Below are 11736 nucleotides of genomic sequence, written 5' to 3' on the forward strand. Positions count from 1 at the left end.
GGGCACCGTGGCCGCGGCGGCGTGCAGCCGCGCGAAGGCGCGGTCGGTGGGGTCGCCGGTGCGGTGCAGCAGCCCGTCGGTGTAGAGCAGGACGGTCTCCCCCGGCTCCGCCTGCACCTCGACGCTCGGCGCCTCCCAGCAGGCGAGCATGCCCAGCGGGGCGGAGACCGAGGTCTCGACGAACTCCGTACGGCGGTCCCCGAGCAGCAGCGGCGGGCTGTGTCCGGCCCCGGCGAGCGTGATGCGGCGGAGCGCGGGCTCGCAGTAGCCGAACAGGGCTGTGGCCGACCGGGCCGGCTCGGTGAGCCGCAGCAGCAGCTCCAGGTCGGACAGGACGGCGACCGGGTCCTCGCCCTCCATCACGGCGTACGCGCGCAGCGACGCCCGAAGCCGGCCCATCGCGGCGACCGCGCTGGGCCCCGACCCGGTGACGGATCCGACGGCGAGACCGAGCGCGGCGTCCGGCAGCGGCAGCGCGTCGTACCAGTCGCCGCCCCCGCGCGGGGAGGTGCGGTGCCGCGCGGCGAGCTGGACGCCGGCGACCCGGGGGAGGCGGGAGGGCAGCAGCTCCTCCGTCATCGTGGCCATGCACGAGCGGGTGCGTTCGAGTTCGAGCAGTCGGGCCAGGTGCTCGGCGGCCTGGCGGATGTAGAGGCCGACGAGGTGGCGCTGCCGCTCCGACGGTTCGGCCGGCTCGTCGTAGAGCCATACCGCGGCGCCCAGCTGTCCGGTGGCCGCGGTGGTGAGGGGGAGCGCGAAGCTGGCGGCGTAGCCGAGGCGGGCGGCGACCTCGCGGTGCCGGGGGTCGAGCCCCTCCTCGGCGAGCAGATCGGGCTCGGTGATGCCGTCGCCGGCGCCGGGCAGGCCGTCCAGGATCCTGCCGTACGCCAGGGAGCTGCGCGGCACCGTCTCGATGTGGCCGAGGTCCGCGCGGGCCAGTCCGAGACCGATGGTGGTGACCGGACCGAGTCCGTCGGCGGGTTCGAGGGCGACGAGACCGCGCCGCGCCCCGACCAGTGCGGCTCCCGCGCGGAGCAGTTCCTGGAGCGCGTCGTCGAGGGTGCTCGCGCAGACGAGGCGTTCGGTGAGCTCGTGAAGGGTCGTGAGGTCGGAGACCCACCCGGCGAGACGGTCCTGGAGAAGCGCGCCCGGCGCGTTCTGGGGGTTTGCCGCAGGGGCGGGAGAGGTACCCGTGACGGACGCGACAGTGTGTGCGGGTGCGGGAACCGTCGAATCGATTCCGGCCACTTTCGAAGGGTGCGGAGCGTTCATGGCGTCCGGCTTTCCGACCGGTACGTACTGCTCAAAAGCATCGCAAACCCCCATGTCATTCTGCGTCGCCGGCAGTGTCTCCACATGTACACGTACTCGTGAGGAGATGTCCAGCATTGTCCTGCTGGGATTCCTGGTGTCCGTGAGACTGAAGGGAACTCCCCGCAGACCTCTTGCCGAAAAGCGAAGTTGGCTTGAAACTGCCTCAGGGGGAGGCGTATTGCGGTCGACTGGCCTTGCTCGACGGAAGCGTCACAGCGGTCGTGATGGGTACGTACTCGGTGAAGGCCAGGGGTGGTTCGGAACCGCTCGGGAACCTGGCGACGGACCCGGGCGTCTTAACCACCGACGACCGTGCCCCATCCTCCCGTGGCGGAGGCGGAGAGAAACACGCGCGACGGCAAATGCCAGACTTCGCCACCCCCACGCCACGCCCGTACTTCTGATAGACGCAGTATGGGTTGGAACGGCCGCGGAGGCAGCCCATGTTCGGCCCATAGGGGTTCCCCCTGCCCGGCGCGGGGGTGTGATGCGCCAACAGGTACGCACAGTGAAGTGATCGACACATGACGTGATGTGGTCCACGGTGTTGCCAGGCGTGCAACGGAAAGGAACGAGCGCTCATGCGCGAGATCCTCGGAAGGCGACGCAGGCTCCTGTCCCGACGCGGTGAGGGAGGGCCTGAGCTGATCGGCGCGGCCCTGACCTACTCCGCGCAATGGCAGTGGCCCGTACTTCCCGGAGTGGCGGCCGACCCGCAGGGGCGGTCCCGCTGCGGCTGCCCCGACCCCGAATGCACAGTGCCGGGCGCCCACCCGTTCGACCCCGGCCTTCTCGCCGCCACCACCGACCCGCGCATGGTGCGCTGGTGGTGGGACAACAGGCCGACGGCGCCCATCATCCTCGCCACCGGCGGCAGGGCCCCGTGCGCGGTCTCCCTGCCCGCCCTGCCGGCCGCCCGTGCCCTTGCAGCCCTCGACCACCGGGGCATGCGGCTGGGCCCGGTGGTCGCCGCACCCACCCGCTGGTCGATCCTGGTGCGGCCGTACTCCATGGAGCAGCTGGGCGAGCTGCTGTACGCCCAGGACTTCGTCCCCGGCTCGCTCCGGTTCCACGGTGAGGGCGGCTACCTCGCCCTGCCCCCGTCCGAGACCGCGCAGGGCGGAGTCCGCTGGGAGCGCGCACCGCTGCCCGGCTCGGCCTCGCCCTGGGTGCCCGGTGTCGAAGCGGTGGTGGATGCCGTGGTCGAGGCCCTCACCCGTACGGGTGTGAGCGCGCCCGAGATGTAGCGGGCACCGGCGCGCGGCGCGCCCGGCCGACTGCCCCGGGACGCTATCTTCCCGGGGCATGCCGCGTCATGCCGGGGGCCGGGCCCGGCCCAGCCGAAGAGTCCGTCCGCTCGCCCTCGCGGGCATCGTGGCAGCCTGCGCGATCGCCTGGCCGTCGGCGGTGGAATCCGCAGGCCGGGACGGCCGGAATCATGCGTCGGAGCCCGCGCCCGAGGACCCCGCCGCTGCCTCCGTGAGCCCCGGCCCGCGTCCCGCCGTGCGCGGTGACGGCGGGGCGCGGACCACGGCCGCCGGGGGCCCGCAGCCGTCCGGGCCGCGTGTCGACACCGCCGTGCGCTGCGGTCCCGCGCTCTCCTCACCCGACGGCGTCGAGGCACAGACCTGTGTGATGGCACGGGGTGAGGACGTCTGGGCGCGCACCTACTACCGCAACACCACGGGCGGGGGCCGGGCCGCCGCGCTGAGCCTCATGGGGCCGGGCGGCCGCACCGTGCTGACGCACTGCGCGGTGGACGCCGGGGACGAGCCCGCCCTGTGTGAGACGCCGCGCGAGCGCGGACGGGCAGGCCTCGCGCGGTACGCGGCGGTCGCCGAGTTCACCGACCGCCCCGGAGCCGGGCGTCTGCTGCTGCGCTCCGGGAGCAACTGACGAGCGGGGGCGGGTGATTCCGGTGGCATGCCGGTGACCAGGACACGGCCCCCGCGCGGCGGACGGCGGGCGGGGGACCGGTGCGGGCGGACGGCGGACCCGCCGAGACGGACGGGCGACCGGCCCGAGACGGGCGGTGGGCCGGCGGTCGCACTGCGTGAGCGGGGACCGGCACGCAAAGACCCGGTTGCTGGCGACGGGGGATGCACCAGCAACCGGGCTAATGGAACGGTAACAAGAGATCGGCGGTTCGCAAATTCGATCTCGGCTTTTCCGGTCACCGACTGGCTTGTCCGCACCGGGAGTTGCGCATGGGGCCGGTGATGCGCGACGGCGCGGTTCCGTCGGCCGGCCGCCGGCGGAACCCCATGGCGTGCCGGTCGCTCAGCTGAGGGTGACCTGGCGGTTCGTCAGTCCACCGCGCGCGCGGCGCTCGTCGGGGGTGAGCGGCGCGTCCGTGTCCAGCGCGGGGGCGAGCCGCTCGGCGAACTCGGCGGCCGGCTTCTCCACGTCCTCGGCGCCGACCCCGCTGGGCAGGTCCCAGACCGGCACGGTGAGCCCGTGAGCGCGGAAGGAGCCCACGAGGCGGGTGCCCTCACCGAGGGAGGAGCGGCCCGCCGCGTGCAGCCGCGCGAGAGCGTCCAGAAGCTGCTCCTCGGGATACGGCATGACCCACCGCAGATGGTTCTTCTCGGGCGTCTCGCACCAGTACGCGGAGTCCACGCCCGACAGCTTGACGGTCGGGATGGCCGCGGCGTTGGCCCGCTCCAGGGAAGCGGTGACGTCCGGCGTGGCGTTCTCCGGGTCCGGGACCCAGAATTCGAAGCCGCTGTGCACCACCGGCTCGAACGCTGCCTCGGGGGCCAGCAGGTCCTGCAGCCGGGGGCCGCCGGCGGGAGCGCGCCGGGCCTGCACGGGCGTGCCCGGGTCAGCGGCGAGCGCGCGCTGCAGGGTGTCGGCGAGATCGCGGCTGATGTCTCCGGAGGAGGTGTCGTTCTGCAGGCCGAGCAGGACCGAGCCGTCGTCGCGGCGCAGCGCCGGCCAGGCCATCGGCAGCACCGTGGCCAGGGTGACCGACGGGACGCCCTCGGGCAGGCCGTCCTTGAGCGTCAGTCCGGCGGTGGCGGCCGGCACCAGCTCGCGCAGCGCCACCCAGTCGCACTCGCCGGGCAGGCCCTCGAACGGGCGGTGCACCAGCTCGGTCACGGCGTGTGCGGCGGCGCGGCCGTGGCACGCCTTGTAGCGGCGGCCGCTGCCGCAGGGGCAGGGTTCGCGGGCGCCGACGACCGGGATCTGCCCGTCCGTGATCTGCGGGCGCTTGGCCTTCGTCTGAGGTCGCTTCTTGGCCATCGTGGGTGTCTCCCGGTTACGGCTCGTCTCGTACGGGCGCGAGCCTAGCCGTTCACGCCACAACGGACGGGAACCTGTGGACAACGTGCCGGGCTGTGGACAACCGCAGGCCCGGCGGGCACCGGGACGAAGACCACCGCCCTCGGCCCGGCCGCCCTCGCTCCGGGCCGTCCCCGGTCCGGGCCGTCCCCGCCGGGCAGACGTCGGCCGGGTCCGTTCCGCCGTCGGGCCGCCGCCGGCCATGTCACCTCTGCCCGGCGACCGTGCTCCACCCGGTGACCGTTCTCGGCCGGGGTCGCCCCTGGGCCAGGTCGTCACCCACCTCGGCCGTCCCTCCGCACCCGGCGGTCCACAGCCCTTGGCCGTCCCCAGCTCTGGGCCGTCTCCCGTCCTCCTGCCGTCTCCGGCCCGTGGCCGTTCTCAGTCCAGGTCGTCGAAGACGTCCGCGAACTCCAGCCCGGTGATGCGGGAGACGGAGGGAGCCGTCACGCGGGCGGCGAAGTCCTCGCGCCGGTGTGCGGCTCCCGCGTCCGGGTCGTACACGTCGTCGTGGACGACGACCCACACCGTGACCTCGCCCGGGACCTCGTCGCGTACGCCCCAGTCGTCGGCCAGCGCGGTGATGATGTTCAGCCCCCGGCCGCCGTGCGCCGTGACCGACGGGGTGGCCGGCGCCGGACGGGTCGGACCGCCGCCGTCCGTGACCTCGACGACGAGCCGGCCGCACGGATCCACCCGCCACGCGACGCGCACGTCACCGTCGCCGACCAGGGCCTCGCCCAGGGGCCGCCCGTGCTTGCACGCGTTGCTCAACAGCTCGGAAAGGATCAGTACGGCATCGTCGACGACCGTGTCCGCCACGCCTCCGGCGCGCAGTTGCGTGCGCATCCGGTGCCTCGCCTTGCCCACGCCCGCAGGGCCATGGGGTACGGCCATGCACGACGACGTGGGCACCTCCTGTGCCACCACCAACGCCACCCCCGAGACCTCCTTCGCCCCACGCCACGGTGTGGATGCCCCATTGGCCTGAACCGGAAACCGGCCAATCCATGAGGGGTGACGCACTCGAAACGATCGAATACGCACCGAACGCGCCGGAGCACTCCCTGTAGCCGTATGGCTGGATTTCATCGGTGTGGCCGAGATGTGAGGATGCGCCCGGCCGGTGTGCGGGGTCAAGACATCTGCGTGCGGTTTCTGGGGCGGATGGGGCGGAAGTGGAAACAGGGGATCACCGTGCGGTCAGCGGCCGAGCCGGTCGAGCACCGCGCGGGGGCGGTTGGTGATGATGGCGTCCACGCCGAGGCTCGTGCAGAGGTCGACGTCCGGCGCATCGTTCACCGTCCACACGTGCACCTGGTGGCCGGACTGCTTGAGGCGCTCGATGTACTCGGGGTGGCTGCGCACGATGCGGATGGAGGGTCCCGCGATCCCCACTCCGACGGGCAGCCGGCCGTCGCGCAGCCGCGGCGTGACGAACTGGGTGAGATGGACCGTGGGCAGGGCCGGCGACGCGGCACGCACGCGGTGCAGCGACCGCGCGGAGAAACTCATCACGCGCACCGGTGAGTCCGCGGGAGCGGCGGGCGCGTCGAGCCCGAACCGTTTGAGCAGAAGCAGCAGCCGCTCCTCCACCTGCCCCGCCCACCGCGTGGGGTGCTTGGTCTCGATCGCCAGTTCCACGCGGCGCCCGGCGTCGGAGACGAGCTCCAGCAGCCGTTCCAGGGTGAGTACGGAGGTCGCCTCCCGGTCCTCCGGGCGGTGCTCCCAGTCGGGTTCCTCGACGCGCGGCCCTCCGGCGGGGTCACGGCTCTTCCAGGAGCCGAAGTCCAGGGCGGCGAGATCGGAGAGCTCGAGCGCCGAGACCGCACCGCGCCCGTTCGACGTACGGTTGACGCGACGGTCGTGGACGCATACGAGATGGCCGTCGGCGGTCAGGCGTACATCGCATTCGAGCGCGTCCGCACCGTCCTCGATCGCTTTGCGATACGCGGCCAGGGTGTGCTCGGGGGCGTCCTCGGAGGCTCCGCGGTGCGCGACGACTTGGGTCGGGTGCTGTCGTGCGTGGGTCACCGCGTCATGGTGCCACCGAGTGCGGGTAGACGTGTGCCCGGAGTGGTGTGAACGGTGCCGATGTCCGGTCGGAGGCATGGAGTGGCGCACCTTACGTGAGTAATGCCCTATATGAAGAATGGCTCCGGACCCACAGGAACGACTTACGGTGCCCTGACGGGCCGTGGGAAAAGCTGACGTCATACAAAGAGACATGCACAGCTGCATCGCGCCGGACTCGTGGACGTGCGTGAACGAGCGGGACCGAGTGCGACCGAGAACAACAGCCGTGGATCGAGGAGAGAAGCTGTGAGCACCGAGAACGAGGGCACCGCGGTACCACCAGCCCCGTCCGCACCGCCGCACGCGCCGGTGGATGCTCCCGCTGCTCCGGCGCACCAGGGCCACCAGGCCCCGGGAGCGGCCCCGGATCCGGCGTCCCCGTCGGCGGGCGCCCAGGCGGCGGACAGTCACGGTCAGGCTCCGCAGGGCCCTGCGGCCGGCACCCCCTACGGGTACGGCCCGCAGGGCGCCCCCGGAAACCCGCCCCCGGGAACCCAGGACCCCGCCGCTTCCCACGACCCGCACGCCCCCCAGGGCGGCGCCCTGGCCGGTCCTCCGGCCGGCACCGGGTCACACGCCTCGTCCGCCCCCGACGCCTCCTGGCCCCCGCCTCCTCCGCCGTCCACCCCGGCGTACGGCGACGGCGGTGCCGGACACGGTGGCGGCGGCTGGGGTTCCTCGTACCAGCCGCCGCAGGCCCCGAAGAACGGCGGCGGGCGCGGCCGTACGGTCGCCGCGGTGCTGGTGGCCGCGCTGGTCGCGGGCGGTCTGGGCGGCGGCCTCGGCTACACGCTGGCCAGGGAGAACGACAGCAGCGGCTCGACGACCGTCTCGTCGGCCACCAGCGGCGGCAACGTGAAGCGCGACCCGGGCACGGTCGCCGGCGTGGCCGCCAAGGCGCTGCCCAGCACGGTCACCATCGAGGCCGAGAGCAGCAGCGGCGAGGGCGGCACCGGCACCGGCTTCGTCTTCGACACCCAGGGCCACATCGTCACCAACAACCACGTGGTGGCCGGCGCCGTCGACGGCGGCAAGGTCTCGGCGACCTTCCCGGACGGCAAGAAGTACGACGCCGAGGTCGTCGGCCACGCCCAGGGCTACGACGTGGCGGTCATCAAGCTGAACGACGCCCCCTCGGACCTGAAGCCGCTCACCCTCGGCAACTCCGACGACGTGGCGGTCGGCGACTCGACGATCGCCATCGGCGCGCCCTTCGGCCTGTCCAACACGGTGACGACGGGCATCATCAGCGCCAAGAACCGGCCGGTGGCCTCCAGCGACGGCGCCGGCAGCCAGGCCTCGTACATGAGCGCGCTGCAGACCGACGCGTCCATCAACCCGGGCAACTCCGGCGGCCCGCTGCTGGACGCGCAGGGCAACGTCATCGGCATCAACTCCGCGATCCAGTCCACCAGCAACGGCGGCTTCGGCACGGGGCAGGCCGGCTCCATCGGCCTGGGCTTCGCCATCCCGATCAACCAGGCCAAGTACGTCGCCCAGGAGCTGATCAAGACCGGCAAGCCGGTGTACGCCAAGATCGGAGCGTCGGTCTCCCTCGAGGACACGACGGGCGGCGCGAAGATCACCGAGCAGGGCGCGGGCGGCTCCGAGCCCGTCGACCCGGGCGGCCCCGCCGACAAGGCCGGCCTCGAGCCCGGCGACGTCATCACCAAGCTCGACGACCGGGTGGTCGACTCCGGCCCGACCCTGATCGGCGAGATCTGGACCCACAAGCCGGGCGACAAGGTCACGATCACTTACGAGCGCGACGGCAAGGAGCGCACCACGGAACTCACCCTGGGCTCCCGCGTGGGCGACAGCTGACCGCACCGGCGCACCCCGAACCCGTTACCCTTGTCCCCGCGCCGCCGATCACCGGCAGGCGCGGGGAGGCGTGCCCGAGCGGCCGAAGGGAACGGTCTTGAAAACCGTCGTGGCAGCGATGTCACCGTGGGTTCAAATCCCACCGCCTCCGCGCAGGTCATAGGCGTTGCAGGTCAGAAGGGGTGCCCCTCTCCGGAGCGGCACCCCTTCTGCGTGAGTCCTGTCTCACCCTGTCCCGCCCGTATCCCACCGTTGACCAGTACGTATGGGCCATCTGTGGGCCAGGAACGGGCCTACTCCCCCTTGTTCAGTTCCTGCGCGATGAGCTGATTGGAACGCGACTGCTCGCCCCGCAGGATCTTGGCGTAGAAGCGGAACAGAACCGCGATGCTGTGGCCGGCGCGGCGGGCCACTTCTACGGGGTCCACCCCGGATTTGATCCACAGCGAGACCCCGGCGTGCCGTAGTGAGTAGGGCACCGCGGCGAGTGGCGTTGCCGCTTCCTCGGCCGAGAGGACAGCAGAACGGGCCCTCTCCCATAGGTCGCAGTACTCCGTTGAACGGACCCGCCCACCCTCGGCGGCGCGGAACAGCCGACCATCCGGCGCGGTGCCGTACGTCGTGATGTGCTCCCTCAGCATCGTCACGAGGATCGGCGGAATAGGTACGGACCGCGTTGCGCCACGCGCCCGACGCTTCAGGCTGCGTGTCTCGTACGACGATCCGTCGTCAGTCCACCCGCCCCCGACTTCCGGTCGGCTCTCTCCCAACAGCAGCTCGCCCCACTGCTCTGCCGAGTCGTCCGATCCGGGCGGCAGAGTGCAGTCCGCGTGCTTGAGCGAGGCGATCTCAGCGGGGCGCATGGCGGCGTAGTACAGGCACCCGAAGAATGCCGCAAGGTGCTTGCCACGCGTTCCGGTGGCACGTACGGCGTCGATGAACGAACGAGCCAGGGCGGGCCCTGGGACGTATCGGAAGTCGATTTCGTCGTCCGTCTCCGGCGGCGTCCAGTCGACGCGAGCAAGGGGGTTCGTGGAGAGTAGGCCCTTTTCCTCGACTGTGTACCGGAGAAGGTTGCTCAGCACCATGCGCTTCCTACGCGCGGTGTTCTCAGCGGCCTTCCTGCCGTCCATCCGGAGCGAGAGGGCTTCCAAGGCAGGACGGAGAAGGGCGGGGTTCTCCAGGGCGTTCACCTTCATGGAGCGCTCGCGGATCCAGACCAGAGCGGCCTGAATCTCTGCCGGGGGCTCTTCGACCTGGTGCCGGGCGACCAGCCGTCCGGCGGGCCCGGGGACCGCACGAAACGCCCACTGGTAGAGAGCGGCTCGCAGCGTTTCGGGCTTCGGCGCACCGCGAGATGTGGTGACCAGGGCCGGGACTACCACCGCCAGAGCTTCGGCGATTCCGGCCCGGTGCTTGGCGGCGGCTCGCGGCCACTTCATCAGGGCGTACATGGTGGCGTGCTCGAACCAGGTGGGCGACGTGAGCGCGGCCAACTCCCGCGCGGGCAAACCGGTGTCCTCGTCGAACTGCTCGCGCTCCCGGAGCGCGGTCATCAGTTCCGACCGCCGGCCGTCAGCTTGCGGCTTGAGCTTGAAACTCTTGGAATGCGGGCGCGAACCGACGCGCCAACGCAGTTCGTAGGGCTTCTGACGGTTGGCTCGCTTGCGGATGGACCAAATGTCTACGTCGTACGTGAGCATGCGTCTCCCATGAGGGAGGGCCCTGCCGTGCGGCAGGGCCCTCGGTTGGTTGCTGGTTGTTCTTCGAGCTACGCGGCGTTCTCCTCGCAGTGCTCCCACCACGCGTCAAGGTCGCGCCGACTCACGCGCACCTGTCCGTTGGGGAGCTTGCGGACCCGGGGTGCCTGGCCGCGTGCGCGCATGCGGTAGAAGGCGGTGCGGCTCATGCCGATCTCGGTGAGGACTTCGGGGAGCTTGAGCATCTGGGGGCGGGCCATTTCACTCCTCGGGAAGGTGTGGGTCGGTGCTGTGAGTTGGAGTGACATTGCTTTGAGTCGCGACTCACCGCGACTCAGAGCTGTGTTGCGGGGGCTTGAGTCGCGGTGAGTCACGACTCAGGCGGATGTGGTTCGGACGCGTTGAGCGTGATCCCGGTGTATGTGGCGACCTGCCGGCCGTAGGCGTCCCGGGGGCGCGTGCGGTTGAGCCGGGGGACGACAGAGAGCAGGTTGCGGCCGAAGACCTGCTTGGTGCCGGGGCGGACGCCGTTGTCCTCGGCCCACTCGCGCCAGACGTTCCACAGGGTGTCCACGGGGACCGTGCACGCGGGTCCGGTGGTGCAGCGTTCGCGGACGAACGCGCTGGTGGGTGAGGCGGTGTCCTGCATGGTGGTGACGGCCTCACGGCTGGAGGGGGGTTCGGTGATCCGTCCGTTGCGCTGGAGGCGGGCGAGCCCTTCCAGTGCCCAGTTGAGGATGCCGGGCATCTCTGCGGTGAGCCGGTCGAACAGGGTGGGATCTTCCTTGCCCAGCCACGACGTGCGCATGCTGAGCAGGATGAACCGTTTGGCGATGACGCCGGAGGAGTCGCCGAAGTGCGGCAGCTCGTTGGACAGGACCACCAGCCGGGTGGGCAGCTTGCCGGTCCACACCGCGCGGTATTTGCGGTCGATGTCGATGGTGTCCTCACCGGAGATGGTCAGCAGCCGCTCGACGACCTGACTGTTGTCGTTGCCGGACAGGCGAGCGTCGGAGATTACGGCGAGGGGCTTGCCGACCAGGGTGGACAGGCCGAAGTTCGTGCCCAGTCCGGCGAGGGTGGGCCCGGCAAGGTTCTCCCGTCCGACCAGCTCTTTGAGCACGCGCGCGATGGTGCCCTTGCCGGAGCGTGAGGGGCCGACGATGAGCAGGATCTTCTGTTGGTCGGTGCGGCCGGACAGGACGTAGCCGAACCACTCCTGAAGCGCGGCGACAGCTTCGGGGTCCTCGGGCCAGACCTGCGTGAGAAACCGTTCCCAGGTCGGCGCGGTGGCGTCGGGGTCGTAGGCGAACGGCACGGAGACCAGGTTGAAGAACCCGGGGCCGTGCGGCAGAAGCGCCCGATCCTGGATGCGCAGCAACCCGTTCTCACAGGCCACGATGGGGCCGTGGTCCTGCCCGGTGTCGCCCTGGTCGTCGATCCAGGCGGGGGCGTCGGTGTCGGTGGGCAGCAGGGTGATGGCCCCGAGGGCGTCAAGCAGGTTGCCGATCTTCTGCTTGGTCGGTGCCCAGTCGCG

10 protein-coding genes and 1 tRNA gene are annotated in these 11736 nt (G+C 71.4%); 4 read left to right on the top strand and 7 right to left on the bottom strand.

Annotated elements, in window-relative coordinates:
* On the bottom strand, positions 1-1389 hold a 1389-nt coding region (locus B9S61_RS31905), incomplete at its 3' end, for a PP2C family protein-serine/threonine phosphatase (protein WP_103545316.1).
* 506 nt (positions 1390-1895) lie between these two features.
* Here B9S61_RS31905 and B9S61_RS31910 point away from each other — a divergent pair.
* Positions 1896-2561 carry a bifunctional DNA primase/polymerase gene (locus B9S61_RS31910; protein ID WP_103545307.1) on the top strand — a complete coding sequence of 222 codons (666 nt, stop codon included), beginning with the start codon at positions 1896-1898 and terminating at the stop codon, positions 2559-2561.
* Positions 2562-2793: 232 nt separating this feature from the next.
* A complete protein-coding gene (locus B9S61_RS31915) occupies positions 2794-3210 on the top strand; it encodes a hypothetical protein (protein WP_308457803.1) in 417 nt (138 codons plus the stop codon).
* A 384-nt stretch (positions 3211-3594) separates the two neighbouring features.
* Here B9S61_RS31915 and B9S61_RS31920 read toward each other — a convergent pair whose 3' ends face one another.
* From B9S61_RS31920 to B9S61_RS31930, 3 genes are all read right to left on the bottom strand, one after another.
* On the bottom strand, positions 3595-4560 hold the full coding sequence (locus B9S61_RS31920; RefSeq protein WP_103545309.1) for a DUF5926 family protein: 966 nt from the start codon (positions 4558-4560) through the stop codon (positions 3595-3597).
* A gap of 420 nt (positions 4561-4980) precedes the next feature.
* Entirely contained in the window at positions 4981-5625 is a 645-nt protein-coding gene (locus B9S61_RS31925) for an ATP-binding protein (protein ID WP_103545310.1), read from the bottom strand.
* A gap of 177 nt (positions 5626-5802) precedes the next feature.
* On the bottom strand, positions 5803-6633 hold the full coding sequence (locus tag B9S61_RS31930; RefSeq protein ID WP_103545311.1) for a glycerophosphodiester phosphodiesterase: 831 nt from the start codon (positions 6631-6633) through the stop codon (positions 5803-5805).
* A 288-nt stretch (positions 6634-6921) separates the two neighbouring features.
* Here B9S61_RS31930 and B9S61_RS31940 point away from each other — a divergent pair, with 288 nt between their 5' ends.
* Complete coding sequence (locus B9S61_RS31940) at positions 6922-8499, top strand: S1C family serine protease (protein WP_103545312.1); 1578 nt, start codon at positions 6922-6924, stop codon at positions 8497-8499.
* A gap of 64 nt (positions 8500-8563) precedes the next feature.
* Positions 8564-8650: transfer RNA gene (locus B9S61_RS31945), tRNA-Ser, on the top strand.
* Positions 8651-8792: 142 nt separating this feature from the next.
* Here B9S61_RS31945 and B9S61_RS31950 read toward each other — a convergent pair.
* From B9S61_RS31950 to B9S61_RS31960, 3 genes are all read right to left on the bottom strand, one after another.
* The gene (locus tag B9S61_RS31950; RefSeq protein WP_103545313.1) at positions 8793-10202 is read right to left on the bottom strand and encodes a site-specific integrase; all 1410 of its coding nucleotides are present in this window, start codon (positions 10200-10202) and stop codon (positions 8793-8795) included.
* A gap of 68 nt (positions 10203-10270) precedes the next feature.
* The gene (locus B9S61_RS31955; RefSeq protein ID WP_103545314.1) at positions 10271-10459 is read right to left on the bottom strand and encodes an AlpA family transcriptional regulator; all 189 of its coding nucleotides are present in this window, start codon (positions 10457-10459) and stop codon (positions 10271-10273) included.
* A 110-nt stretch (positions 10460-10569) separates the two neighbouring features.
* Positions 10570-11736: phage/plasmid primase, P4 family (locus B9S61_RS31960; protein ID WP_103545315.1), on the bottom strand; the 1167-nt coding region annotated here is incomplete at its 5' end.

This window comes from Streptomyces sp. SM1 (assembly GCF_002910825.1).
GTDB classification, from domain to species: Bacteria; Actinomycetota; Actinomycetes; order Streptomycetales; family Streptomycetaceae; genus Streptomyces; species Streptomyces okerensis.

Coding starts and splice junctions, on each gene's coding strand:
- B9S61_RS31910 (WP_103545307.1), top strand. CDS start 1,896: ATGCGCGAGATCCTCGGAAGGCGACGCAGGCTCCTGTCCCGACGCGGT.
- B9S61_RS31920 (WP_103545309.1), bottom strand. CDS start 4,560: ATGGCCAAGAAGCGACCTCAGACGAAGGCCAAGCGCCCGCAGATCACG.
- B9S61_RS31950 (WP_103545313.1), bottom strand. CDS start 10,202: ATGCTCACGTACGACGTAGACATTTGGTCCATCCGCAAGCGAGCCAAC.
- B9S61_RS31955 (WP_103545314.1), bottom strand. CDS start 10,459: ATGGCCCGCCCCCAGATGCTCAAGCTCCCCGAAGTCCTCACCGAGATC.